This window comes from Sulfuricaulis limicola (genome assembly GCF_002355735.1).
Lineage (GTDB): Bacteria > Pseudomonadota > Gammaproteobacteria > Acidiferrobacterales > Sulfurifustaceae > Sulfuricaulis > Sulfuricaulis limicola.
In genome coordinates this window covers 587,420-612,980 of sequence record NZ_AP014879.1, presented here as the reverse complement: position 1 = coordinate 612,980, position 25,561 = coordinate 587,420, and the positions used below count along the sequence as shown (strand labels likewise).

General features: G+C 58.5%; 26 protein-coding genes. 17 read left to right on the top strand and 9 right to left on the bottom strand.

What is annotated here, in order from left to right; genetic code table 11:
* Positions 1-17 precede the first annotated feature (17 nt).
* A complete protein-coding gene (locus SCL_RS03045; protein ID WP_096359858.1) occupies positions 18-1,394 on the bottom strand; it encodes a M16 family metallopeptidase in 1,377 nt (458 codons plus the stop codon).
* Between the two features lie 84 nt (positions 1,395-1,478).
* Between SCL_RS03045 and ftsY the strand changes: the two genes are divergently transcribed.
* The 4 genes from ftsY (at position 1,479) to rpoH (ending at position 5,047) form a co-directional block, all read left to right on the top strand.
* The gene (gene ftsY / locus SCL_RS03040; RefSeq protein ID WP_197702690.1) at positions 1,479-2,441 is read left to right on the top strand and encodes a signal recognition particle-docking protein FtsY; all 963 of its coding nucleotides are present in this window, start codon (positions 1,479-1,481) and stop codon (positions 2,439-2,441) included.
* Between the two features lie 12 nt (positions 2,442-2,453).
* Positions 2,454-3,125 (top strand): cell division ATP-binding protein FtsE, encoded by a 672-nt coding sequence (gene ftsE / locus SCL_RS03035; RefSeq protein WP_096359856.1) that lies wholly within the window; start codon positions 2,454-2,456, stop codon positions 3,123-3,125.
* Positions 3,122-4,039, top strand: coding sequence for a permease-like cell division protein FtsX (ftsX, locus tag SCL_RS03030; RefSeq protein WP_231969828.1), 918 nt, complete (start codon positions 3,122-3,124; stop codon positions 4,037-4,039). The genes ftsE and ftsX overlap by 4 nt, the downstream gene beginning before the upstream one ends.
* A 153-nt stretch (positions 4,040-4,192) precedes the next feature.
* Positions 4,193-5,047 carry an RNA polymerase sigma factor RpoH gene (gene rpoH, locus SCL_RS03025; RefSeq protein WP_096361811.1) on the top strand — a complete coding sequence of 285 codons (855 nt, stop codon included), beginning with the start codon at positions 4,193-4,195 and terminating at the stop codon, positions 5,045-5,047.
* 79 nt (positions 5,048-5,126) lie between these two features.
* Here the strand turns inward: rpoH and SCL_RS03020 are convergent, their stop codons facing one another.
* Positions 5,127-5,375: a hypothetical protein gene (locus SCL_RS03020; protein WP_096359855.1), complete on the bottom strand. Its 249-nt coding sequence runs from the start codon at positions 5,373-5,375 to the stop codon at positions 5,127-5,129.
* Between the two features lie 99 nt (positions 5,376-5,474).
* Between SCL_RS03020 and rlmKL the strand changes: the two genes are divergently transcribed.
* Positions 5,475-7,643, top strand: coding sequence for a bifunctional 23S rRNA (guanine(2069)-N(7))-methyltransferase RlmK/23S rRNA (guanine(2445)-N(2))-methyltransferase RlmL (rlmKL, locus tag SCL_RS03015; RefSeq protein ID WP_197702688.1), 2,169 nt, complete (start codon positions 5,475-5,477; stop codon positions 7,641-7,643).
* Between the two features lie 8 nt (positions 7,644-7,651).
* Here the strand turns inward: rlmKL and SCL_RS03010 are convergent, their stop codons facing one another.
* Positions 7,652-7,975 (bottom strand): hypothetical protein, encoded by a 324-nt coding sequence (locus SCL_RS03010; RefSeq protein WP_096359853.1) that lies wholly within the window; start codon positions 7,973-7,975, stop codon positions 7,652-7,654.
* A 271-nt stretch (positions 7,976-8,246) separates the two neighbouring features.
* Between SCL_RS03010 and SCL_RS03005 the strand changes: the two genes are divergently transcribed.
* The 5 genes from SCL_RS03005 (at position 8,247) to SCL_RS02985 (ending at position 12,148) form a co-directional block, all read left to right on the top strand.
* A complete protein-coding gene (locus SCL_RS03005; RefSeq protein WP_096359852.1) occupies positions 8,247-9,194 on the top strand; it encodes a serine hydrolase in 948 nt (315 codons plus the stop codon).
* A gap of 132 nt (positions 9,195-9,326) precedes the next feature.
* Complete coding sequence (locus SCL_RS03000) at positions 9,327-9,992, top strand: nitroreductase (RefSeq protein ID WP_096359851.1); 666 nt, start codon at positions 9,327-9,329, stop codon at positions 9,990-9,992.
* A gap of 163 nt (positions 9,993-10,155) precedes the next feature.
* The gene (locus SCL_RS02995) at positions 10,156-11,409 is read left to right on the top strand and encodes a D-amino acid dehydrogenase (RefSeq protein WP_096359850.1); all 1,254 of its coding nucleotides are present in this window, start codon (positions 10,156-10,158) and stop codon (positions 11,407-11,409) included.
* A 73-nt stretch (positions 11,410-11,482) separates the two neighbouring features.
* Positions 11,483-11,683, top strand: coding sequence for a DUF1059 domain-containing protein (locus SCL_RS02990; protein WP_096359849.1), 201 nt, complete (start codon positions 11,483-11,485; stop codon positions 11,681-11,683).
* Positions 11,684-11,950: 267 nt separating this feature from the next.
* The gene (locus SCL_RS02985) at positions 11,951-12,148 is read left to right on the top strand and encodes a DUF1059 domain-containing protein (protein WP_096359848.1); all 198 of its coding nucleotides are present in this window, start codon (positions 11,951-11,953) and stop codon (positions 12,146-12,148) included.
* An 18-nt stretch (positions 12,149-12,166) separates the two neighbouring features.
* Here the strand turns inward: SCL_RS02985 and dinB are convergent, their stop codons facing one another.
* Positions 12,167-13,333, bottom strand: coding sequence for a DNA polymerase IV (dinB, locus tag SCL_RS02980; RefSeq protein ID WP_096359847.1), 1,167 nt, complete (start codon positions 13,331-13,333; stop codon positions 12,167-12,169).
* Between the two features lie 213 nt (positions 13,334-13,546).
* Complete coding sequence (locus tag SCL_RS02975; protein WP_096359846.1) at positions 13,547-15,793, bottom strand: YgiQ family radical SAM protein; 2,247 nt, start codon at positions 15,791-15,793, stop codon at positions 13,547-13,549.
* Between the two features lie 151 nt (positions 15,794-15,944).
* Here SCL_RS02975 and SCL_RS02970 point away from each other — a divergent pair, with 151 nt between their 5' ends.
* A complete protein-coding gene (locus SCL_RS02970) occupies positions 15,945-16,538 on the top strand; it encodes a CBS domain-containing protein (protein WP_096359845.1) in 594 nt (197 codons plus the stop codon).
* A 37-nt stretch (positions 16,539-16,575) separates the two neighbouring features.
* Here the strand turns inward: SCL_RS02970 and SCL_RS02965 are convergent, their stop codons facing one another.
* From SCL_RS02965 to SCL_RS02950, 4 genes are all read right to left on the bottom strand, one after another.
* On the bottom strand, positions 16,576-17,094 hold the full coding sequence (locus tag SCL_RS02965) for a hypothetical protein (RefSeq protein ID WP_148664959.1): 519 nt from the start codon (positions 17,092-17,094) through the stop codon (positions 16,576-16,578).
* An 85-nt stretch (positions 17,095-17,179) separates the two neighbouring features.
* On the bottom strand, positions 17,180-17,926 hold the full coding sequence (locus SCL_RS02960; protein ID WP_096359843.1) for a DUF5131 family protein: 747 nt from the start codon (positions 17,924-17,926) through the stop codon (positions 17,180-17,182).
* Positions 17,923-19,092, bottom strand: coding sequence for a three-Cys-motif partner protein TcmP (tcmP, locus tag SCL_RS02955; RefSeq protein ID WP_096359842.1), 1,170 nt, complete (start codon positions 19,090-19,092; stop codon positions 17,923-17,925). Before tcmP ends, SCL_RS02960 begins: the two co-directional genes overlap by 4 nt.
* 147 nt (positions 19,093-19,239) lie before the next feature.
* The gene (locus SCL_RS02950) at positions 19,240-19,845 is read right to left on the bottom strand and encodes a 2-hydroxychromene-2-carboxylate isomerase (RefSeq protein ID WP_096359841.1); all 606 of its coding nucleotides are present in this window, start codon (positions 19,843-19,845) and stop codon (positions 19,240-19,242) included.
* Between the two features lie 353 nt (positions 19,846-20,198).
* On the opposite strand from SCL_RS02950, the gene SCL_RS02945 reads away from it, so the two are divergent.
* From SCL_RS02945 to SCL_RS02920, 6 genes are all read left to right on the top strand, one after another.
* On the top strand, positions 20,199-21,050 hold the full coding sequence (locus SCL_RS02945; protein WP_096359840.1) for an adenylyl-sulfate reductase: 852 nt from the start codon (positions 20,199-20,201) through the stop codon (positions 21,048-21,050).
* Between the two features lie 37 nt (positions 21,051-21,087).
* Positions 21,088-21,570 (top strand): adenylyl-sulfate reductase subunit beta, encoded by a 483-nt coding sequence (gene aprB, locus SCL_RS02940; RefSeq protein WP_096359839.1) that lies wholly within the window; start codon positions 21,088-21,090, stop codon positions 21,568-21,570.
* Entirely contained in the window at positions 21,570-23,435 is a 1,866-nt protein-coding gene (aprA, locus tag SCL_RS02935) for an adenylyl-sulfate reductase subunit alpha (protein ID WP_096359838.1), read from the top strand. The genes aprB and aprA overlap by 1 nt, the downstream gene beginning before the upstream one ends.
* 162 nt (positions 23,436-23,597) lie before the next feature.
* The gene (locus SCL_RS02930; protein WP_096361810.1) at positions 23,598-23,948 is read left to right on the top strand and encodes a hypothetical protein; all 351 of its coding nucleotides are present in this window, start codon (positions 23,598-23,600) and stop codon (positions 23,946-23,948) included.
* Between the two features lie 32 nt (positions 23,949-23,980).
* On the top strand, positions 23,981-24,487 hold the full coding sequence (locus SCL_RS02925; protein WP_096359837.1) for an FKBP-type peptidyl-prolyl cis-trans isomerase: 507 nt from the start codon (positions 23,981-23,983) through the stop codon (positions 24,485-24,487).
* A complete protein-coding gene (locus tag SCL_RS02920) occupies positions 24,488-25,510 on the top strand; it encodes a tetratricopeptide repeat protein (protein WP_096359836.1) in 1,023 nt (340 codons plus the stop codon). It begins immediately after the preceding gene.
* Positions 25,511-25,561 lie beyond the last annotated feature (51 nt).

Here is a 25,561-nt window from a genome sequence, read left to right as displayed (position 1 = left end):
GGAAGAAAATCCAATTTCTATCGAACATGGCTGCCTCCCATGCGCGGGGCGGGACGCGGCTTGTTCTTGTCCATCGGTTGCGGGTCGAGAATGGTGACCGTGAGGTTCGTGTCCACGAGGTATTTGCGCGCCACCGTCTGCACCTGTTCCGCCGTCACCGCATTGAGATTTTTCACGTAGTCATCGAGCAGGCGCCAGTCGAGGCCGACCGCCGCCAAACGTCCGATCTGCATGCCCTGATAGAACACCGAGTCGCGCGAATAAACATTGCTCGCCACCACCTGCGCCTTCACGCGCTTCAGTTCTTCGGCCGATACCGGTTCGTCCCGTACGCGTCCGATCCGGGCGCGGATGGCCTGTTCCAGTTCCTCGGCGGTGTGTCCGTTGGCCGGCGTGGCCTCGATCAGCAACATGGCGGGAGAGCGCGAGACAGCCGAATAATCCAGGTCGATGCTGGACGCGATCTTGTTCTCGCGCACCAGCTCGCGTTCGAAACGCGCCGCCCGCCCGCCGTCGAGCACGCCTCCCAGAACGCTCAAGGCGTAAGGCTCCCATTCCGCGATGTCGCCATGCCCGGCCGAGGCATGCACCGGCGCGTGCCAGCCCATCAGCAGGTAAGGCACCTCCGCCGGCAGCGCGATGCGCGCGCGGTGCTCGCTCTTCTGGGGCGGTTCCGTCACGGCGTCGACCTTCGCCGGGGGGCGCGCGGGTACCGGCCCGAAATATTTCTGCGCCAGCGCGAACACTTCCTTCGGTTGCACGTCTCCGGTCACAACCAGGATGGCGTTCGAGGGCGTGTAATAACGGCCGTACCAGTCGCGCAGGTCCTTGACCGTCATGGATTGCAGGTCCGCCATCCAGCCGATGACCGGGTTGCGGTAGGGATGCGCTTCGTAGGCGGTGGTCATGAATTTTTCACTGGCCAGCGCCTCGGGCTGGTCCTCGGTACGCAGGCGGCGTTCTTCCATCACCACCTTGATCTCCTTGCCGAACTCCTCCTCGGTCAGGACCAGATTCTGCATGCGGTCGGCCTCGAGCTCGAAGGCGATCGGCAGACGCGATTTTTCCAGTTGCTGGAAGTAGGCGGTGTAGTCGTAACTGGTGAAGGCATTTTCGCGCCCGCCGTTCTCGGCGATGATGCGCGAAAACTCGTTGGGTTTGTGTTTGGCCGTGCCCTTGAACATCATGTGCTCGAGCACGTGCGAGATGCCGGTGAGGCCCTTGGGCTCGTCCTGGCTGCCGACCTTGTACCAGATCTGCGAAACCACCACGGGGGAACGATGATCTTCGTGCACGATCACCCGCAGGCCGTTGTCGAGGGTGGTTTCATGCGTTTGATTGCACGCTGTCAGCCACAGGCTCAACAGCAGGAGCCATGAAAATTTATGTGACATGGGGTTTCCTGAATGATTCTCTTGTAATATTGTGCCATAGCTTAGAGCCGCCCAACCGAAAAAGTTTCGATTCAGGATCATCGCTTGAGCCCGTCGCACCCATCAGGCCAGACAGAAAAAAACCGTTCGACCGGCCTGTTCGGCCGTCTGCGCGACAAACTGGCCGCCACCCAGCGCAGCTTCACCCGCGGGCTTTCCGATCTGCTGCTCGGGAACCGCGCGCTCGACGACACGCTGTTCGAAGAACTGGAAACACTGCTGTTGTCCGCTGATGTCGGCGTGGAAACCACCCGGCACCTGGTGAGCAGTATCACCGACCAGGTCTCGCGCAAGCAGTTGAAAGACGCGCCTGCCGTGTACGGCGCGCTGCGTCAGGGCATGCTGGCGATCCTCGAACCCTGTGACCGGCGGCTGACGATCGCCCCGGAAAGGCCTTTTGTGATCATGGTCGTGGGCGTCAACGGCGTGGGCAAAACCACCACCATCGCCAAGCTGGCGAACCACCTCAAAAACAAGGGGCTGACGGTGACACTGGCGGCGGCCGACACCTTCCGCGCCGCTGCCATCGAGCAGCTCAAGACCTGGGCCGGACGGCTCGACATCCCCGTCATTGCCCAGCACACCGGGGCCGACGCGGCAGCGGTGGTGCACGACGCCATGAATGCCGCGGTCGCGCGCAAGGCCGATGTCCTCATCGTCGATACCGCCGGGCGCCAGCACACGCAGGAAGGCCTGATGGACGAGCTGCGCAAAATCCGGCGCGTGATCAATAAAACCCGCCCCGACGCCCCGCACGAGGTGTTGCTGGTGCTCGACGCCGGCACCGGGCAGAACGCGCTGTCGCAGCTCAAGCATTTCCGCGAGGCCGTGGGCGTGACCGGCCTGGCGCTGACCAAGCTCGACGGCACCGCCAAGGGCGGCATCCTGCTGGCCATGGCGCGCCAGACCGGGCTGCCCATCCGCTTCATCGGCGTAGGCGAAGGCATGGATGACCTGCGCGAATTCAATGCGGCCGAGTATGTCGATGCGCTGCTGCCCGCCCCGTGACACGTCCGCGACATGATTGAGTTTATCCACGTCTTCAAGCGCTATCCCGGCGGCTTCGACGCCCTGCGCGACATCAACCTGCGCATCGAGGCCGGTGAAATGGCCTTCATCACCGGACATTCCGGCGCCGGCAAGAGCACGCTGCTCCGTCTCATCACCGCCATCGAACGCCCGACGCGCGGCGAGGCCGCCGTCAACAGCAAAAACCTGACGAAACTCCCGCGCCGGCGCATCCCCTGGTTCCGGCGCGAGATCGGCGTGGTGTTCCAGGACCACAAGCTGCTGTTCGACCGCACCGTCTACGACAACGTGGCGCTGCCCCTGATCGTCACCGGCACCGACGACAAGGAGATCCCCAAGCGCGTGCGCGCCGCGCTCGAGATGGTCGGACTGCTCGACAAGGAACGCATGCTGCCGGTGACGCTCTCCGGCGGCGAGCAGCAACGCGTCGGCATCGCGCGCGCCGTGGTCAACAAGCCGCCGTTGCTACTCGCGGACGAGCCCACCGGCAACCTCGACAGCACGCTCTCGGATGAAATCCTCGATCTGTTCCTGGATTTTCACCACCACGGCGTGACGGTGCTGATCGCGACCCACGACCTGCATCTCATCGACCGCGCGCGCCGGCGCGTCATCGAGCTGAATCACGGCGAGCTCGCGCGCGACACGGGGGCCAAAACGTGATCAAGAATTATTTCCTGCGTCACGCGCAGGTCTTCTTTTACGTCCTCGGCCAGCTGTGGCGCACGCCCGTGGCCACTTCTCTCACTGTCGCCGTCATCGGCATCACGTTGGCACTGCCGGCAGGGCTTTATGTCGCCATCGAGAACGTGCAGCGCCTCGCCGGCGGCTGGGAGGACAACGGCCAGATCTCGCTGTTCCTGAAGCAGGATCTCTCCGAACCGGCCATCGAAAAACTCTCCGACAAAATCCGTAAACTGCCGGCAGTCTCCTGGGTGGATTATGTCTCGCGCGAGGCGGCGCTGGCCGAGTTCAAGAAGCTCTCCGGCTTCGGCGAGGCACTGGGCGCGCTCGAGCGCAACCCGCTGCCTCCGGTGCTGGTGGTGCATCCGGCCGCCAAACACGCCCGCCCCGAAGCGCTGCAAACGCTGTTGAGCGACCTGCGCCGCTACAATGAGGTCGAACTGGCGCAGCTCGACCTCGAATGGGTGCAACGGCTCTACGCCATGCTCGACCTGGCCCGGCAGGGCGTGCTGATCCTGACGGCGGGGCTGGCGGTGGCGGTGCTGCTCATCATCGGCAACACCATCCGCCTCGCGGTCCTCAACCGGCGCGATGAAATCGAGCTCATCAAGCTGATCGGCGGCACCAATGCCTTCATCCGCCGCCCCTTCCTCTACAGTGGCACGCTCCAGGGCCTGTTCGGCGGCGTCCTGGCCTGGCTGCTGATCGGCCTCGGCCTGCTGCTCCTGTCCGGCCCGGTACACCACCTCGCTAGCCTCTACGGCAGCCTGTTCACGCTCGAGAACTTGGGCTTCCTGGCGACCCTGGCCCTGATCGGGACCGGGGGACTGCTGGGCTGGCTGGGCTCACGGCTGGCGGTCGGCCGACACCTGCGGGCCATCGAACCACGCTAAACTCCTTGAATTCCCCTGCATCCGCCCCATAGAACCGGTAACCAAGCGAACTTTTCCTCCGTTTGGCACTCACAGGGCATGAGTGCTAAAATTCTTTACCCAAGAGAACCCGGAAGGATGAGCAGCAGGAGGTACCCAAACATGACACAGGCCATGACCCAGGCACTGACATTGCCCATCAATCTCTACCCCGAAAAGGGGCTGTCGGCCTATTTGCGGGCCGTCAATGCCCTGCCGGTCCTCAGCGTGAGCGAGGAACGCAAACTGGCGCGGCGCTACCACAAGCACAACGATCTCGACGCGGCGCGGCAGCTGGTGCTGTCGAATCTGCGCTATGTCGCGCGCATCGCGCGCGGCTTCTCCGGCTACGGCCTGCCGCAGGCGGACCTGATCCAGGAAGGCAACATCGGCCTGATGAAGGCGGTCAAGCATTACGACCCGGCGCGCAAGGTGCGCCTGATGTCGTTCGCCGTGCACTGGATCAAGGCCGAGATCTACGACTACATCCTGCGCAACTGGCGCATCGTCAAGGTCGCGACCACCAAGGCGCAGCGCAAGCTGTTCTTCAACCTGCGCAAATCACGCGATCGCCTCGGCTGGATGACGCGCGGCGAAGTTGACGCGCTGGCGGAAAATCTCGACGTATCGCCGGAAGCGGTGCAGCAAATGGAAGGCCGCATGAGTCACTTCGACGTCGCGTTCGACGCCGACAACGACGCCGATGATGACAATTTCCACGCCGCGCCGGCCGGCTACCTGCAGGACATGCGCTACAACCCCGAGGTGCTGGCCACGCAGTCCGACCAGGAAGATTCGCGGCACACGCAGCTCCGGCAGGCGCTGTCCACGCTCGATGCGCGTTCGCGCGACATCATCCAGCGCCGCTGGCTGGATGAGGACAAGCCCACGCTGCATGAGCTGGCGGCGGAATACGGCATTTCGGCCGAGCGCATTCGTCAGATCGAATCGAAGGCGCTGGATGTGATGAAGGGCACGCTCGAAGCGTAACGGGCGGTTTTGCATAGCAAATAAAAAGGGCTTCCGCGAGGAAGCCCTTTTGTTTTTTATCATAATCATCTCCGGAAGATCATTCTTCATCGTCCAGCCAGCACACCAGGTAATAGAGCCGGAAGCCTTCGGAAGAGCGGGACGGCCCGATGACGCGGGCGGGATAAAGATTCTTTTTGGGGTCAGCGCCTTCGAGCACGGCGGCCTCGGATTCCATTACGGTGACGCAATTCTCCGGAAAGCGGTCACGGCTGCGACCCGGCGCGTAGATCAGCGCGAAAACCTCGTTGACCACCTTGCCTTCCGGATCGAGACCGATGCGCGCCATGAGCGAATACCTGGAATCAGCTGTCGATGAAAGGATTATCACACCCGATCCCGGGGCTAACAACCATACAGATTTACCAGAGACACCGGGGCACGTAACATGCGCCCCCATCCCATGACCGCCACGCGCCCATTCTTCGCCACCTGTCCCAAGGGCATCGAACCGCTCCTGGCCGATGAGTTGCGCAGCCTCGGCGCCGAAATGGTCAAGGAAACCCGCGCCGGGGTGGCGTTCGAGGGTGCACTCACCATCGGTTATCGCGCCTGCCTGTGGTCGCGCCTGGCCAGCCGCATCCTGCTGCCCCTGGCCAGTTTCCCGGCACCCACGCCGGAAGAACTGTACGCCGGCGTGCAAACCATCGCCTGGAAGGAACATCTCGCCGCCGAGGGTACGCTGGCGGTGGACCTCACCACTTCGCAATCGGCCATCACCCACTCGCACTACGGCGCGCTCAAGGTGAAAGACGCCATCGTCGACCAGCTGCGCGATGAGTTCGGCGTGCGTCCGTCAGTAGACACGGCCCAGCCCGATATCCGGGTCAACGTCTATCTGCTGCGCGACCAAGCCACGGTCAGTCTCGATCTCTCGGGCGAATCGCTGCACCGGCGCGGTTACCGAACGCAGACGGTGCAGGCGCCGCTCAAGGAAAACCTCGCCGCCGCGATCCTGCTGCGCGCCAACTGGCCCGCCATCGCCAAACAGGGCGGCATGCTGGTGGACCTCATGTGCGGCTCGGACACGCTGCCGATCGAGGCGGCCATGATCGCCGCCGACATCGCGCCCGGGCTGGCGCGCGAATACTTCGGCTTTACCCGCTGGAAACAGCACGATGCCGCCGTGTGGGCGGGGCTGCTCGACGAGGCCCACCAGCGGCGCGAAACCGGGCTCACGCAGCTGCCACCGATCCACGGCTACGACCATGATCCGCTGGCGATCCGCGCCGCGCGCGACAACATCAAACGCGCGGGACTGGGCAATCTCATCGTCGCGCAGCAACGTGAGCTGAGTGACTGCACCCCGGAACAGTCCCCGACCGGACTCGTGGTGGCCAACCCGCCCTACGGCGAACGCCTGGGCCCGGGTTCCGAGCTGCCGGCGCTGTACACGGAACTCGGCACGCAGTTCAAGAAATGTTTTCCCGGCTGGCGCGGGGCGGTATTCACCGGCAATCCCGAACTGGGCAAGGTCATGGGCCTGCGCGCCGGCAGGATGCACACGCTCTACAACGGCGCCATCGAATGCAAGCTGCTGCACTTCGAGATCACGCCGGAAAATGCCGTGGTCGAACGCGCGCCGAAGCCGTTCGAGATCCGCCCCGGCTCGAGCGCCGAGATGTTCGCCAACCGCCTGCGCAAGGACTTGCAGCATTTCGGGCGCTGGGCGCGGCGCCAGGAAATCTTCGCTTATCGTTTATATGACGCCGACCTGCACGAGTACAACCTCGCGATCGATGTGTACGAGTCGGACAAGCGTTACGTGCACGTACAGGAATACGAGGCGCCGGACACCATCAGCCCCGACAAGGCGCGCCAGCGCCTGCAACACGCGCTCGGCGTGATCCCGCTGGTGCTGGAAATCCCGCGCGAGCAGATGTTCTTCAAGGTGCGCAAGCGCCAGAAAGGCGGGGCGCAATACGAAAAACTCGACCAGACCGGCGAGTTTCATGAAGTCCGCGAGGGACCTTGCCGCTTCCTGGTAAACTTTACCGATTATCTCGATACGGGATTATTCCTCGATCATCGTGATACGCGCACGATGCTGGGACAGCTGGCGGGCGGAAAACGTTTTCTCAATCTCTTCGGCTACACCGGCACCGCCACGGTGCACGCGGCGCTCGGCGGGGCCGTTGCCACCACGACGGTGGACATGTCATACACCTATCTCGATTGGGCGCAGCGGAATTTCGAATTGAACAAGCTGGCGGGAAACAAACATGAACGGGTCCAGGCCGACGTGCTGGTGTGGCTCAAGGAAAACCGGCAACGGCGCTATGGCCTTATCTTCCTTGACCCGCCGACCTTCTCACGCTCCAAGCGCATGGAGGACACGCTCGACGTGCAGCGCGATCACGCAGCGCTCATTGCCGACACCGCGGCGCTGCTCGAACCCGGCGGAGTATTGATCTTCTCGACCAATCTGCGCCGCTTCAAGATGGAACGGGAGGCATTTGCCGGCCTGCATGTCGAGGACATCACCCGCAAGACCATCCCCAAAGACTTCGAGCGCGATCCGAAAATCCACCAGTGCTTCCGGATCACCCGGAAATAAAATAACGCTCAGACCGTGGCGCGGCGGATGGTGCGCTTGAGGGCGTGAATCTGCCGCAGGACGCCGCTGAGTTCCTTGCGCTCCTTGGTGGCCAGGATTTCATCGCGCTTTTTCCGCAAGGTCCGGATTTTGATCTTGATCGCCGCCTTGTCGATGCCGACCACCTCGTGGTGCTCGTGCATCTCGATATTGAGCGCCGTGCACAGGCCTTTCAGCAGATGGTCCTTGTTCATCTGCGTCGCGCCCTTGACCGCCTCGTGCGTCATGTCCTTGGCGATCTCGCGCAACTGCGCGACAGTCATTTCCTTCAGTTCGTGATAGGTATGCGCCATGATGCTGCTCCTTGTCGGTGATGGGTACGGAGAGGACGGACACAGCTTATAAACCCCGACCCGCCGTATCAAGCGACACCCGCCGCCGCCCGGGACCGAAACCGCCGATCGGTGGGAGGCCCCACCGATGAATGGCGGTCGGGAGGGGAAATACGCCCCTGCCCGCGGCTTCACAAGACCCGTGCCGGCGGGTTAAGGTTGCGTCCTGCCAACAGACTACTAATATGAAGTGGTGGCAACGAAAAACCGAAAGGGAGGGGTAGTTATTTTGATGAAACCGACAAGGATTCTGGTCGGCCTGGCGACTCTCGTCGGGCTTGTTCTCGCCACATCACACGTTACCTCGGACGCCAACGTCACTCCGCCGGTTGAAAACAAGCCGGCGGCTTCGTACACCTCGGCGGCGGAAATTATCGAGTACGGCCAACCCAACCGGCTCACGCTGCAATCCGGCGTGGCCATGATCGTGGACGACCGCGAGGGCGTCATGCTCTACGGCCGCAACATCGAGCGCCAGCGTCCCATCGCCTCCCTGACCAAGCTCATGACGGCGCTGGTCATCCTCGAATCCGGCGTGCCGCTCGACGAACCGATCAAGATCACGCGCGACGACCGCGACCGCCTGCGCGGCACGAAATCGCGCCTGGGCTTCAATGGCGTGTTCACGCGCCATGATCTGCTGTACGCCGCGCTCGGCGCTTCCGACAACCGCGCCGCGGCGGCGCTGGCGCGCACCTACCCCGGTGGCGAAGAGGCCATGTTCCAGGCCATGAATGCCAAGGCGCAGCAACTCGGCATGACGCAGACGCGGTATGTGGATTCGAGCGGCCTGCACAACGGCAACGTCTCGACCGCCAACGATCTGGTGCGGCTGGTCAACGAGACGCACAAGCATGCGCTGATTCACGCCATGACCACCACGCCCACGTTTCGTGTCACCGACCAAGCCTCGGGGCGGCAGATCGCGTTTCGCAACACCAACCGCCTGGTGCACCGCCAAAGCTGGGACATCGCCCTCAGCAAGACCGGTTATACCTCCGCGGCCGGCAATTGCCTGATCATGCAGACCACCATCGCCGAGCGGCCGCTCACCATCGTGCTGCTCAATTCCTGGGGCAAGCTCAGCCGTTACGGCGACGCGCGCCGCATCCAGCAGTGGCTGGAAAAGGCCGAGCGCCGCGTCCCGCCGACGATCACCGCCAGCGCCTCCCACATTTAATTCGAACAGTTTTTCCCAAAAACAGCCCGGCAGATGCCGGGCTGTTTCGTTATGCGGTGTATCCGGGAATTCTTCCGCTGACCCAATCAGGGTACATTACGGATTACACCTTCCGTTACCCGGAGACTGCCGATGGATGTCCTTGAAGCGATACGCCGCCGCGCCTCCACGCGCGCCTATCTCGACAAACCGGTGGACCGTGCCACGGTCGAGGCGATCCTGGAAACCGCGCGCTGGGCGCCTTCCGGCACCAACGCCCAGCCGTGGCAGGTCGTGGTAGTCACGGGCGAAACCAAACGGAAAATCAGCGCGGCGCTGCTGGCGGAGCGCCAGGCCGGCCGCCCGGAAAATCCCGATTATTCCTATTATCCGAAGCACTGGGTCGAGCCCTACAAGTCGCGGCGCGTGGCCTGCGGGCTGGCGCTCTACCAGGCCATGAAAATCGGGCGCGAGGACAAGGATGCGCGCCTCAAGGCCTGGAACAACAATTATTCCTTCTTCGGCGCGCCGGTGGGGCTGCTGTTCTTTCTCGACCGCGTCATGGAAAAAGGCTCATGGATCGACATGGGCATGTTCATCGAGAACGTCATGCTCGCCGCGCTCGGGCACGGCCTCGCCACCTGCCCGCAGGCCGCGCTCGCGGAGTATCCCGACATCGTGCGCAACATTGTGAATGTCCCCGACACCCGCGCCCTCGTCTGCGGCATGGCGCTCGGTTATCCCGACGCCGACGCGCCGGTGAACAACTATCGCACCGCGCGCGAGCCGGTGGCCGGTTTCACTGCCTGGCATGAGTAACAGTTTGTTGAAAAAATCCAAAAAACATCCGAATCTGTCATTCCGGCGAAAGCCGGAATCCAGTCTAATACTGATTTCTTTGGTTTTAATATTCTGGACCCCGGCTTCCGCCGGGGTGACGATACGTTTTTCAACAATCTACTAATTGCTACATCAACCTCCCATGAAAGTCCTCGTCCTCGGCGGCGGCGTGATCGGCGTCACCAGCGCCTGGTATCTGCGGCAGGCGGGTCACGAAGTCACGGTGGTCGACCGGCAGGCGGCACCGGGGCTGGAAACCAGCCAGGCCAATGGCGGCCAGGTGTCGTGGGGCGCGGGCACGCCGTGGGCCGCGCCCGGCATTCCGCTCAAGGCGCTCAAATGGATGCTGCGCCCGCATTCGCCACTGGTGCTGCGCCCGCGCCTTGATCCGGCCATGTGGCGCTGGCTGTTCAAAATGCTCGCCAATTGCACCTCCGAACGCTACACGATCAACCGCGAGCGCATGCTGCGGCTGTCGCGCTACAGCCACGAATGCCTGAAAGCGCTGCGACAGGAAACCGGTATCCGTTACGACGAACACACCACCGGCATACTTGAAATATTTCGCACGGCGCGCGATCTGGATGATGCGATGCGCGATGCCGCCCTGCTCCAACAATGGGGCGTGGATTGCCGCCTGCTCGACCGCAACGGCTGCGTCGCACAGGAACCTGCGTTGCATCCGTCGCAGGGAAAGATCATCGGCGGCCTGCATTTTCCCGGCGACGAATCCGGCGATTGTTTTCAGTTCACGCAGTCGTTGGCGAAGCTGGCTCAATCACAGGGCGTGAACTTCGCGCTCGATACCCGCATCGAGCGGCTGGAGGCCGACGGCGACCGTATCACGCGCGTGCATACCGACCAGGGCGTGCTGACCGCGGATGCCTGCGTGCTCGCCTGCGGCAGCTACTCGCCGCTGCTCGCGCGCCCGCTCGGCCTCCGGCTGCCGGTGTATCCGGTCAAGGGCTATTCCATCACCCTGCCGCTCACCAACGCCGCGGCGGCACCGGCCGGAAGTGTGACTGATGTTACATATAAGGTCGTGGTCTCGCGCCTCGGCGACAAGCTGCGCGCCGCGGGTACCGCTGAACTCGCGGGTTACGACCTGTCGTTGCCGCCCTCGCGGCTCGCCACCCTCCGGCACGTGCTGGCCGACCTGTTCCCGGGCGCCGGCGACCCGGCGCAGGCCCAGCCCTGGTGCGGGCTGCGGCCGATGACGCCGGACAATCCGCCCCTGTTGGGCCCCACCTCTTACAAAAACCTGTTCCTCAACACCGGCCACGGCACCCTCGGCTGGACCATGGCCTGCGGCTCGGGAAAAATCCTGGCCGACATCATCTCGGGCCGTTCCCCGGATATCGACCTCAATGGCCTCGGTCTCGCCCGTTTTTCCTGAAATGGAATGAGACTAACCCTGTTCGCGTCTATGTTCCCGATGCCGGGTCAACCCGGCCGCGCATGGGGGAGGCATGGTCAGGAAATTCATTGATTGCCGCGACGTTCCGGGCGTCCAGTGCACCATAGCCATCTTCGCCGAAAACGAGGGGGAACTGCTGCAGGCCGCGATCCAGCATGCCGTCAGCGCCCACGGCTGCAAGGACACGCCAGATCTGCGGGAACGACTGCGCCAGCTTTTTAAAATCGAGAAACGCCGCGCCATCTGCAGCTGATTGCCCGCCCTGAGCTGGTGTGTCCGGCTGGTTGGTACGCATTTTGACCTGAAGTCCTCAAGCTGTGTCGAATATTCTGACAGTTTGTCATCCCTGCCCCGCGCGTCATTCAGTCACAGGACAACACCGAGGACACGAGACCGTGTTGCTTGACACACCTCTCTCGAGGATTAAGCTTGGTAAAGGACTCACGAAATGGATGTGGGGGGTCCTGAATTGGCTGGTCTTTTCCGAAAGTTAAACTCGAAACAATAAAATGGAGGAGCCATGATCAGGAAGTTCATAGACTGCCGAGATTTTCCCAGCGAGGTTAACTGCACCGTCGCCATCTTTGCCGACAGCGAGTCGGAACTGATAGAAGCCGCCGTGCAACACGCCATCACCGTCCACGGACATGAAGACACGCCGGAGCTGCGTGCACACTTGATGCGGGCATCCAAGATCGAGAGGCGGCGCGCGGCCTGAGCGCAGCGTCGCAGGGGTTTATTCCGCGGTGTGAGCCAGTTCGGCGGCGCGCGTCAGCGCCGCCGCGCCGAAGCGCGCCTGGATCCAGTCGCTGACGGTATCGAGCCGGACGTTTTTGGCCCGCGCCGGTTCGCTGAACAGGTCCGCCTGCCGTGATTCATCGCCCTCGAACCCGCTCACGCTGAAACCGATCAGGCGCACGCCGCGATGCCGCAGCGGAAGGTTTGGCAGCAGCAAGGCCAGTCCGGTGTCCCACAGTTCCTGCGTCACGTCCGTGGACTGCGGCAAGGTGCGCGAGCGCGTGATGGTGCGGAAATCGGCGAAGCGGATTTTCACGATGACGACGCGCCCGCGCAGATGATTGCAGCGCAAACGCGCGGCCACCTGGCGCGTCAGGTCCAGCAGCCAGCCGCGCAGCGCCTCGGCATCGGTGATGTCCTCGGCGAAGGTGGTTTCGTGCGACAGGGACTTGGCCTTGTGGTCCGGAATCACCGGGCGCGAATCCCGCCCGTGCGCCAGTTCCCACAGCGTCTCACCCCAGCTCCCGAACAACTCCTCCAGCAGCGCCGGCGTGCTGGCGCGCAATTCGCCGACGGTGTGGATGCCGTGTTTCTGCAAGCTGCGTGCGCCGACCTTGCCCACGCCCCACAGCTTCGTCACCGGGAGCCTGTCGAGAAAGGCCTGCACGCCTGCGGGATTGACCTCGAGAAAACCGTCCGGCTTCCCGGCCTCGCTGGCCACCTTGGCCAGAAATTTGTTTTGCGCAATGCCTACCGACGCGGTGAGTTTCAGTTCATCGCGGATCTCGCGCTTGATGCGCCGGCCGATTTCGGTAGCGTCGCCGAACAGCAGATGGCTGTGTTTTACATCCAGAAACGCCTCGTCGAGCGACAGCGGTTCGACGAGCGGCGTGTAGCGGTGAAAAATATCGCGGATCTGCTGCGAAACTTGGGCGTAATAGGAATGGCGCGGCGGGAGAACGATCAGCTTGGGACAAAGGCGCTTGGCCTGTGCCGTCGGCATGGCGCTGTGGATGCCATAACGCCGCGCGGTGTAATTCGCCGCCGCCACCACCCCGCGCTTGTCGGGGTTGCCGCCGACGACCATCGGCTTGTCGCGAAGGCCCGGACGATCCCGCTCTTCGATGGAGGCGTAGAACGCATCCATGTCGATGTGCAGGATCATCTCTCGAGGTTCAACCTGCGGGAATAGCGGGTCATGTTGGACGTGCATCGTAACATGAGCACGTAATGAAATGTACGTCCCGGGAATGAATGTCCGACAGGCTGTGCGCGTCAACCGACAGGATGGCGCATGGTACGCGCCCACTCCTGTCGTCATTCCCGCGAAGCTTGTCCCCGCATGCAGTAGGCGGGGAGCGGGAATGACGGCGTGGGATTACCGCCTTTTCCCCGCGCCGGTCGGGCTGCCGGGATGCAGCGTCTTGCCCGGCCGCTGACCATGACGCGAGCGCTGGCCGGATTTCTTCGGGGTGAAATTCGGCAGGCCGGTGTGCTGCGTGGCGAAACGTTTGCCGCCGCGGTGTCCCTCATGCACCTGGCCAGTCCCGGCCGGCTGGTAGGTCGGGATGAGCTGGTGCTTGCCGGAGCCGATGAGGTCGGACCGGCCCATGCGCCGGAGTGCCTCGCGCAGCATCGGCCAGTTGTTGGCGTCGTGGTAGCGCAGGAAGGCCTTGTGCAGGCGGCGCTGCTTCAGGCCCTTGGGGATGTACACGCCCTCGCTCTTCGCCGTCACCTTGCGCAGCGGGTTCTTGCCGGAGTGGTACATCGCGGTCGCGGTCGCCATCGGGCTTGGCAGGAAGGCCTGCACCTGGTCGGCGCGGAAACCGTTCTGTTTCAGCCACAGGGCCAGCTCCAGCATGTCCTCGTCGGTGGTGCCCGGATGCGCCGCGATGAAATAGGGAATCAGGTACTGTTCCTTGCCCGCCTCCCGCGAATACTTGTCGAACAGCTCCTTGAACTTGTAGTACGCCCCCATCCCCGGCTTCATCATCTTGGTGAGCGGGCCCTCGCGGGAATGCTCTGGCGCGATCTTGAGATAGCCGCCGACGTGGTGCTGCACCAGTTCTTTCACATACGCCGGCGACTGAACCGCGAGGTCGTAGCGCACGCCGGAGCCGATCAGCACCTTCTTGATGCCCGGCAGCTCGCGCGCCCGCTTGTACAGATGCACCAGCGGCGCATGATCGGTAATCAGGTTCTGGCAGATGTCGGGATACACGCACGAGGGCTTGCGGCAGGCGGATTCGATCTCCTTGCTCTTGCAGTGCAGCCGGTACATGTTGGCCGTCGGCCCGCCGAGGTCGGAGATCACGCCGGTGAAGCCCGGCACGCTGTCGCGGATGGTCTCGATCTCGCGGATGATCGACTCCTCCGAGCGGTTCTGGATGATGCGCCCTTCGTGCTCGGTGATGGAACAGAAGGTGCAGCCGCCGAAACAGCCGCGTTGGATGGCGATGGAAAACCGGATCATCTCGTAGGCCGGGATTTTTTCCTTGCCGTAGGCCGGGTGCGGCTGACGCCGGTATGGCAGCTCGTAGATGCCGTCCATTTCCTTGGTCGTGAGCGGCAGCGGCGGCGGGTTGAGCCACACGTCGCGGTCGCCGTGGCGCTGCACCAGGGCGCGCGCGTTGCCGGGGTTGGTTTCTAGATGCATCACGCGCGAGGCGTGGGCATACAAAATATGATCGTTGGCCACGGCTTCGAACGCCGGCAGCCGGACCACGGTTTTTTCGCGGTCGAGTTTCGGCGCGCGCTTGTGTAATTGCACGACATTAATAGTCGAATCCCTCTCCCCTCGTGAACCACTTGATCCCCCCTCCCCTCGCGGGAGGGGGCTAGGGGGAGGGGGCGCGCCGCGCATTTCTTCCTCAGTCGCATAAGGATTCACCGGCGGATTCAACGCCCCAGGCGTATCCAGATGCGTGGAATCCAGCTCGCTCCAGCCTTCCGGCAGGCCGTTGCGCACGAAGGCGGTGCCACGAATATCGGTGATGCTGGCAATCGGCTCCTTGGCCGCGAGCCGATGCGCGATCTCGACCACCTGGCGCTCGGCATTGCCGTACACCAGCAGGTCGGCCTTGGCATCCAGCAGGATCGAGCGGCGTACCTTGTCGGACCAGTAATCGTAATGCGCGATGCGCCGCAGGCTGGCCTCGATGCCGCCGACAATAATAGGTACATCGCCATAGGCCTCGCGCGCCCGCTGGGCGTACACGATCACCGAGCGATCCGGGCGCTTGCCGCCCTCCGCGCCCGGGGTGTAGGCGTCGTCCGAGCGGATCTTGCGGTCGGCGGTGTAGCGGTTGACCATGGAATCCATGTTGCCGGCGCTGATGCCGAAATAAAGATTAGGCCGGCCCAGGGCCTTGAAGGCCTCGGCGCTCTTCCAGTCCGGCTGGGCAATGATCCCGACGCGAAAGCCCTGCGCCTCCAACACGCGCCCAACGATGGCCATGCCGAAGCTCGGCAGGTCCACGTAGGCGTCGCCGGTCACCAATATAATGTCGCAGGAATCCCAGCCGAGTTCGTCCATCTCCGCGCGCGACATGGGCAGGAACGGCGCCGGACCGAAGCGCTTGGCCCAGTACTTGCGGTAGGAAAAAATATCACGCGCGGTTTGCATGGGAACTGGGGTGGCGCCAAGGCGCCGTATCAAGGCAGGGGGCGCAGTCTACCCGTGAATCGAGGCGAATTCTACCGGGCGGCTTGGCTTGGCGGGCGCAAGGCGTAATATTGGCGGCAAGGGAACACGAACCACACTAAGGAGGTTCTCCATGCCCTACTCATACGAAACCATCAAGTGCATTTCGCTCAAGCCGCAGTCGACCCTGGGGCACCCGACCGCGCCGCCGGAGATGGTGAAGCTCGACAGTCCCGCGGCGGCAGTGATGACCAGCTTCAAGACGGTGCACCCAATCACCACGCACCCCGAGCTCCCCATTGACGTGGCCCTCAAGAAAATGAAAACCGCCGGCGTGCGCTTGCTGTTCGTGATGAATAATGCCGATCAGATCATCGGTCTCATTACCGCGAAGGACATCATGGGCGAGCGGCCGATCCAGATCACCCGGCAGATGCAGGTGCCGCGCGCTGCTATCACGGTGGCGGCGGTAATGACGCCGCAACCGGATATCTGCGCGCTCGATGCGCTGGCCGTGCGCGACGCGCGGGTGGGCGACATCGTCGAGACCCTGAACGCCCAGAATCGCCAGCACGCGCTGGTGGTGGAGACCGACAAGGCCACGCAATCCCAACGCGTGATCGGCATGTTCTCCACCAGCCAGATCAGCAAGCTCCTGGGTTACAACGTGACGCCCGAGGTGCGCCCCGCCGGTTCGCTGGCGGCGCTGGTGGAGCAGATTGCCTAGGGAGTTAAGCGTAATTGTTCTCTGATCCCGATTGTCTTTATGTAGATAACAATTCCTTCATCTTGGTCTTCGCGTGTATGAGGAGTTTTTGTCGGGCTGCATTCACCGTCGCAATAGTGTTCTCCTTCGCTAATATAGCTACATGGTCAGGCGTTGCTTTTTGTAGATTTTTTGTATTCATGTCCAGACGGATGTCCATTAATAAGCTTCGGTGATTGTCTGTTGCTACCATGAGCTGAGCGGCGGCTGGCTCCATATCTGGGAAATATAGAACCGCGATTGTTGTGATCCTCGCAGCGGGAGATGGTTCCAAATTCTCCGGGTGGCTAAACAAGTAACAGTTCTCTTCTTTCTTTAACCACAGTTCAAGGTCAAAAATTGCGCTGACCAAATTTTCCAACTTTTCACGTTCAACTATAAGCTGTTCATGTTTTCGGGTCATTCTTTGATTGACGACGGCAACAGTCCATCCTCCGATGCTCGCAATAGTGCCGCCGATTATTACTTGCAGAAGTGGCCAAATGTTGGTTGCGATGTCCACTGATGGTGTTGGCACGTGCGTGTCCTCAACTTATAGGGGCAGCTCGGTCTGTCCTCTAATTAGTGCTAATTACGTTCGATCTGCCTCTGATTGTTTTATGTCACCCAATCAAAGCCGGCATCTGATCCCACGTCTTCCCATCGAAAAGACGTCCATTCTCTTTCTTATGCCTCCTTTTGCCATCTGCACCCCAACCGCCCCATTGCTTGAAGAAAAACGCCACGCCTGCTTCTTCGCATTGCTCCTTTATATCTGCTACCCATTCAGGTTTCATGGGTCGTGCCTTCGGCCCAGATTCACCACCAACAATTACCCAATGAATGCCGGTCAGGTTGATCTGGCCGAGGTCTTCAAGTAATGGCTCAACAGAGAGGAATCTAATACTTGCCTCAACCTCCCGCAGTTCATCAATGCGAGGTAGGCCGTATTTCCGATTCTCGACCGAGACCCCCAACCATACATTCCCTGGCACAAATCGCTCTCCCGGAACGAAGTATTTGTGCATCCGCACCGCGCGTTTGGTTAGTATTTGATAGGTATGCTGTGGCGTGCTCCGAATAACATCAAATACTTGGTCAAGAAACTCAAATGGAATTTCGTTGTGAAACAGATCACTCATAGAGTTGACGAAGTATGTAGTTGGCTTACGACGCCTTAGTGGCTCAGCCAATCGCTCTGCAAGAATGTTTAGCTTGAAGCCGTTCTCATAGCCCTTCACACCCATGGCTTTCAAGCGTCGTGCCATAGTTTCGGCATAACAGTGCTTGCAGCCTGGGGAAATCTTCGTGCAACCCGTGGTTGGGTTCCAAGTCTGTTCGGTCCATTCAATGCGAGACACTGTGCTCATACGCACCTCCTGAGTCGTTCGCTATCACTAAAATGTATTGGGTGCTTAGTTCGTCGAGGACTTCCATCGAGATTTTCGACCTTCTTCGCAGCCTGTAATTCCCGAAACGCATCCTGAAAGTCACGGGTCAACCAGCCAGTTTCTTCAAGCATATTTGCTAACCGCGTTTCGTCATATCGCACCGGTTGGTCGGTTAATTGCCTAAGCCAATAGGCCTTCACATCGTCCAGGTTTGTCGCAACGCCATTCTCGTGCTCAACCCACTGTTCGGCCGAAAACAGATTCCTTTGTCTGCTCGAATCAAGCTTCGTCTGAGTCCTCACAATCTTTTGCAGCGAATCGATCTTTTCTGAAGCCTTAGCAAATTCCACAATACCTTTGTGATGTCGTGTCAGATAGACCATATGGTAATGTACCCGTTCTTTGGCTTTATGAAGCACATCGGCATGGAATGCTCGCGCCGGATATTTGCCATCTGGCCCCATCATGGCTTTCAGTTGTTCACGGTACTTACGAACTGCCCAATCCGCCCTGTCCTGCGTGGACAGACGGTCCAATTGTTCATAGTCCTTTTCACCAAGCTTTCCCAGCATCTGCGAAATCTGCTCACGGTAATCAGCCATACCAATGGCGCGATTCAGAAAGTCGTACATGAACGTGATCAGAAACTCTGATTTTGGCCTGCGCAACAACTTGGCAAGTCTTGGAACTCCTACGTCCACCCACCCCATTGGGTCCACAAAAAAGAAGGTAAAGCTCTCATTACCACACAGTTTTAATATATCATCCTGAAGCGCCGCATAATCGCCATTCAATGCGTGACAGCTGATTCCCTTCGGAGAATTCTTGTCTAGATATTCGGAAAGTCGTTGGTATCGTCTCTTTGCCGCTTCGACATAGATTGCCCGAAACTCAAGCCCGTGTACTCCATGCTTTGCTTCCAAGGTATGTCGGACCTTCGTCAGAATCTCCAACGAAATAGCAATGGATGTTCCAGCAAGCGAACCTGTGTCATCACCCCACGGCCCGGCAAAACAATCCACGTAAGTGAATTTTTTCACCCCGCTCACACCCACAATGCTCAACAAAACTTCAAGATAGCCCTTCAACAACTCATGTTTTATCAGCGAGTGTTCCCGCCCTTTGTACGCTTCGTCGATTTCCATATCTCCATGCGCCTTCTTGTTGGGTCCAGCATGAGAATTTAAAGACTGGGCTCGATCATTCTACGAGAGCACCAGCCTGCTCCGCCAACGCCATTGCGTTGACCAGAAAATCATGCGCCCTTGGCGGCGGAATTGCTGAGAACGCGGTCAATGTTCCGCTTGTGGATGAGACTTGTACCACGCTAAAGCCGCCTCCAGCCGGTCATTTCCCCAGAACAGTTCCGGGCCGACCACGAACATCGGCGCCCCGAAGATCCCGAGCGCCACGGCGCGCTCGGTCTGGGCGCGGAGTTTCTCTTTGCTCTCGGGTGACTGCGCCTGCTGGATCAGGGCGGCGCCGGGCTGGCCCAGGCTGTCGAGATAGCTCTCCAGCAACGGGGCGTTTGAAATATCCAGATCTTCGGCGAAATTCGCCCGGTACACGGAGCGCACAAACTCCGGAACCCAGGGCTTCCCCTCAAACCAGCAGGCAATGCGCGCCGCGAGCAGGCCGTTGCGCGGGAACTGCGAGGGGCGGCGGAACGGGATAGCCAGCTCCGCGCAGATGCGCTCCAGGTCGCGCCACATGTAGCGTCCTTTTACAGGCTGGAGATTGAAGGGGGAATCGCTCCAGCCCAGCGTGCGGAAAATCGGGCCCAGCAGAAACGGCTTCCAAACGATGGGCACGCCTTGCGACCGGGCCAGCGCCTCGATGCGCAACGCGGCCGGATAAGAATAGGTGCTGGCGAATTCGAACCAGAACTCCATGGCCATCGAAACTCCTCCCCCACTGTTCAACGGCTTGCCCCGGTCCGAATACTAATTCGGAGTGATTAATAAACCCAAATTCTTTTCACCGCCTACCTTCCCTGGCGGCGGAACGCGCTGCCCGCGCCGATGACCGCGTAAACCAGCGGGTCCGAAGGCGAATAGCCGCCCGTGACCGTGCATTACCCTTGCGAAGCCAGCGAAGTGAACGTTTATTCATCCAAAACTCCCAATATTGACATGGTTGTAATGGCAACATTTCGACTGTTATGCTTTGGCCGTCATCGCAAAAAGAACTGCCTCATACCGGCGCAGGGCAGCACAAAAATTTAATCGTAGACAGTTAAGAGGATATTCTAATGTTTATGAGCAATCCCTTTGCCGAACTTTCGGCACAAATACCCGTTGCCGTCATGCAGGGGTATATCATTTTGATGGTCCTGCTGGTGGTAGGCGGAACCATGCTCGACATGATGCACAAGAAGAGCGCTCAGTACTTTTTCGAAAATGCGAAAAAAGCGAAGAAGAGCGCAAAACGTAGCGTGGGCATCGGAGAAAAAACTTCGATTGCAGTTAAAGTTCTGGCAAACGAAGTGTTAACGTCTGGTGAATTCTGCAACGTAAGGCGCCGACTTTCCCATCTGCTGACCATGTATGGCTTCGTTATTTTCGTCGCGACGACCGCGATCATGATTTTCGGTTATCCAACCCCAGCCACTCCGGCACCTTCCATCCTGCCACAACTCTGGCATATCGGCGCAATAATGCTCTGTCTGGGTGGTTACTGGTTCTGGTTCTTTATCCGGGTTGATGTCTCAGCAGAAGGCCTGACGTGGTGGCGCTTTGAACGCGCAGATTTATTTATCGTCTCGCTGCTCACTACTGCGACATTCGCCTTGGCCTGGTCCTTTACACAGTCAAATGGTGTTGCCGGATGGTCAACCCTGTTCTTCGTTCTGTTCATCATCTCGAGCACGACACTTTTTGGCAGCGTACTGTGGTCGAAATTCGCGCACATGTTCTTTAAGCCTGCCGCCGCTTTTCAAAAGCGTGTTACCCGTGCAGATGGTTCAAGAGAAAATCTGCCCGCAGAATACGATCTGACGGATCCTGCAGTACAAGCAAAATTCCCGGATATCCCGGAATACATGGGCAAGAACCCGGCCTACATGGGGCATGGTATCAAGCGTGAGTCAGCAGACCACTATTAGCATTCATTTAACTATTACATAAGTAAGAGAGAACATTATGCCAACTTTCGTATATATGACTCGTTGTGATGGTTGTGGACAGTGCGTTGATATCTGCCCATCTGACATCATGCACATTGATAAAACGCTTCGTCGTGCCTACAACATTGAGCCCAACATGTGTTGGGAATGTTATTCCTGCGTAAAAGCCTGCCCGCACCACGCCATTGATGTGCGTGGTTATGCCGATTTCGCTCCACTGGGCCACTCGGTACGAGTGCATCGTGATGAGGAAAAAGGCACGATTGCCTGGCGCATCAAGTTCCGCAACGGCAAAAAAGACATGGAACTGTTGGCGCCTATCACGACAAAACCGTGGGGCACGGCGTTTCCAAAATTTGCAGAGATACCTGCTCCAAGCCAGGCAATGCGCGACAGCGAGCTATTGTTTAACGAGCCTAAGTACATCCGCCTGGATGACGGAGATTTACGTTCGCTGAAAACAGCTGGCTTGAAGCTTAAAGAAGGGGTGTACTACTAATGGGCTACAAGACAATTATTGAAGACAACATCGATATTCTGGTCGTCGGTGCGGGCCTCGGTGGCACCGGTGCTGCATTTGAAGCCAGATATTGGGGCAAGGACAAAAAAATCGTCATTGCCGAGAAAGCCAACATTGATCGTTCCGGCGCGGTAGCCCAGGGCTTGTACGCGATCAACTGTTACATGGGTACCCGTTTCGGCGAAAACAATCCGGAAGATCACGTCCGTTATGCTCGCATGGATCTGATGGGCATGGTGCGCGAGGATCTGGCCTTTGATATGGCGCGTCACGTTGACTCCTCTGTTCACCTGTTTGAAGAGTGGGGACTGCCGTTGATGAAAGACCCTAAGAAGGGTACTTACATGCGGGAAGGGCGATGGCAGATCATGATTCATGGTGAATCCTACAAGCCGATTGTTGCCGAAGCAGCGAAGAAATCAGCAGACAAGGTATTCAACCGTGTCTGTGTAACTCATCTGCTAATGGATGATTCCAAAGAGAACCGCGTCGCGGGTGCTGTTGGATTCAATGTTCGTACGGGTAACTACCACGTATTCAAGTCCAAGACCGTTATCTGTGGCGCCGGTGGCGCTTCCAATATCTTCAAGCCGCGTTCCGTCGGTGAAGGTGCCGGTCGAGTCTGGTACGCACCGTGGTCATCGGGATCGGCGTATGGTCTGATGATCGAAGCAGGCGCGAAGATGACTCAGATGGAAAACCGTATCGTACTGGCTCGATTCAAGGATGGTTACGGTCCAGTCGGTGCCTACTTCCTGCACCTCAAGACTTATACCCAAAACGGCCTGGGCGAAGAATATGAATCCAAGTGGTTCCCGGCTCTGGCGGAAATGGTCGGTAAAGAATACCTGGACACGGAAGGACAGCACTTGTCCCACAAACCCATACCGACCTGTTTACGTAACCACGCCTTTATCTCCGAGGTGAATGCCGGTCGCGGTCCTATTCACATGGTGACCATGGAAGCCTTCCAGGATCCTCATCTTGAAGAGATCGGCTGGCACAACTTCCTCGGCATGACCGTTGGTCAAGCGGTGCTTTGGGCAGCCACGGACGTTGATCCGAAATACGAAAACCCGGAATTAACCACTTCCGAGCCCTACGTCATGGGTTCGCATGCCACCGGTTGCGGTGCATGGTGCTCAGGTCCGGAAGATGTTTCCCCTCCGGAGTACTACTGGGGTTACAACCGTATGACCACCGTCGAAGGTCTGTTTGGTGCGGGTGATGCCGTAGGTGGTACACCGCACGCCTTCTCATCAGGCTCTTTCACGGAAGGCCGTCTGGCGGCCAAAGCGGCCTGTAAATATATTGACGATGGCAAGGCCGAAGGCATTCGAGTTTCGGACGAGCAGATTGCCAATCTGAAAAAGAAGATCTACAAGCCGCTGGAAACCTACCGGGTTTACAGCAATGAAGTCGTTGGTGGTTCAGTCAATCCAAACTTCATCAATCCAAGACAGGGTCTGGATCGTTTGCAGAAACTGATGGATGAGTATTGTGGTGGTTTTGGTGTCAACTACATGACCAACGAAAAACTTCTCCAAATCGGTCTCAAGAAGCTTAAAAGCCTTGAGGAAGACATGGAGAAGATTGCGGCTAGCGATATCCACGAGCTGTTGCGTGCGTGGGAATTGCATCACCGTGTGCGTACTTCTGAAAGTGTGTTCCAACATACTTTGTTCCGTAAGGAAACGCGTTGGCCTGGTTACTACTACCGTGGTGATGCGATGAAACTGGATGATAAAAACTGGCACGTACTGACAGTTTCTCAGCGTGATCGCAAAACGGGTGAATACACCATGGAAAAAGCGCCTCTTTACCACTTGGTCAGTGATAAATAGGGCTAAGCCAATAAGCGCTTGATCATACAAGCCATGTAAATTTATTTGCATGAGAAAAGGCCAACATTTTTATATGTTGGCCTTTTTTTTCTTGGTGGTGTGCAGCCAATATCGATGGATAACCCTGAAATACCTGCTGTGTTTTAAATGAAGAATTGAATGATGAACATTACTGAAAAAACAGATGAAGAGATTTTAGCGCTGGCGCACCCCATGTGGGCCGATCTGGTTAAATACTCGAATGAAAAAAACTACGGTGCATTCACCCGGAATTTCTCAACGGCGATGAAAATGGGCGCTAATGAAATCGAGATGGGCAAGCAGTTTGCCAGAAGCGATCTGGCGAAAAACTTGTCAACCGATTACAAATATCTCGGCATCATACGTCGTGGTGAATATGTAACGGTTCTCTATAAACAGCCTAATACCAAGGATAAAGGCGAATGGCTGGGCAGACTGGTGCTGGGTTATGAAAAGGACCAGGTAAAAATCTTTGGCGCTACGCTGTTTTAAGACAGCTTTATCTATAATAGGCTTTTCGAGTTATGTCAGACACAATACAAAACGAAAAATTCGTTGAATTAAATTATAAGGTCATCGATCAAAAAACCGGTGACGTGCTGGTTACCGTTGATTATCCTCTGGGATATGTTCATGGCGTTAATGATGTTCTGTCTGAACAGGTGACAAAAGAACTGGATGGCAAAAAAGTGGGTGATGTCATTGAAGTACCGGTCGACACAAAATTGTTATACGGCGAGAGAGACGAGTCGCTGGTGTTTACCGATCATATCGACAATGTTCCAGAGGAATATCGGGAAATTGGCATGACCATCACCATGGAAAATGAAAAGGGTGAGCCCAGAAACTTTATCGTTACCCGATTCGATGACAAAACATTAACCGTCGACGGAAATAATCCATTGTGTGGCAGAGAAGTAGTATTCAGGTTGGAGGTCTTGACTATACGTGACGCTACCGATGAAGAAATCGAACTTGGTGGAGCGGTTGGCGCCGACCCGGACATAAATGAAATTATGAACCGGACATAAATGAAGCTCTCTCAGACTTACCTGTTTTACCCGCACAATAAGGCCTTGGAACATGCTTTAGCCAATTCTATCGGCAGGCTGGGTGACGAGTGGGTTGAAGCGGCTGCGCCGGATACCCAGGTAACCGTCGCCGATAATTTTCTTTACACGCGGGGAAATTATGAACAGCACCGTTTCAGCTCCAATATTCTTGACAGCGTGCGTGAGGCACTTGAAATTTCGCTGACAGACGAATATCGCCACCAGGAGCCATCCGCCTGGGCGGAGACTCAGAACAGTCTGGGAAATATTCTGGCGGCGCAGGGGCAACAGCAGAGAGACGCTTCGTTGTATGAAAAGGCCATTCAGTGTTTTAACAACGCGCTGGATGAGTATAACCGGGAAAAGTCGCCCCTCGACTGGGCCGCCACCCAATATAACCTGGGAACGGCGATGCAAGCCCTGGGCCGGCAGATGGATGGCGCGAAATTATTGAAAGCAGCCATCGATGCTTATACAAATGCATTATTGGAATGGTCCCGAAAAGAGACCCCTGAAAAATGGGCATCCGCCATGCATCAACTTGGCGCCACTTTCCATGCGCACGGCAAACTTCTGAAAGGTAACCGTACTTTTCAAAAGTCCGTTGTCGCGTACAAAAATGCACTGGCCGTGCTCGATGCCGATAATTACGCTTTCGAATTAGCCGCTGCGCACAATAACTGTGGTGCGGTACTGCAACATTTGGGTGAATCAGAAGAAAACCCGGATCGCCTGGAAGAGGCAATAAGATCTTACGAGACGGCGTTGACAGTATGCCTGGAGCAGCAGCTCCCCATTCATCTGGCCGTACTCTGCAGGGTAAACAGGTCTACTGTACGAAGTGTACTGGCTGAGTTAACAAAAGACACTACACTTGCCCACGAAGTGGCCGATGAGTTTGAAATGATTATCGAATGTTTTCCGCACGCCCTTCAACCGCTGTGTTTAAAGCATTGCGAGGAGCAAATTCACAAGGCAAAGTGCGCTAGCACTTGCCATTAGCTCTAGCAGATGATTGAGGAAAATCGGAGAGCGCTGGATTTTGTTATTGAC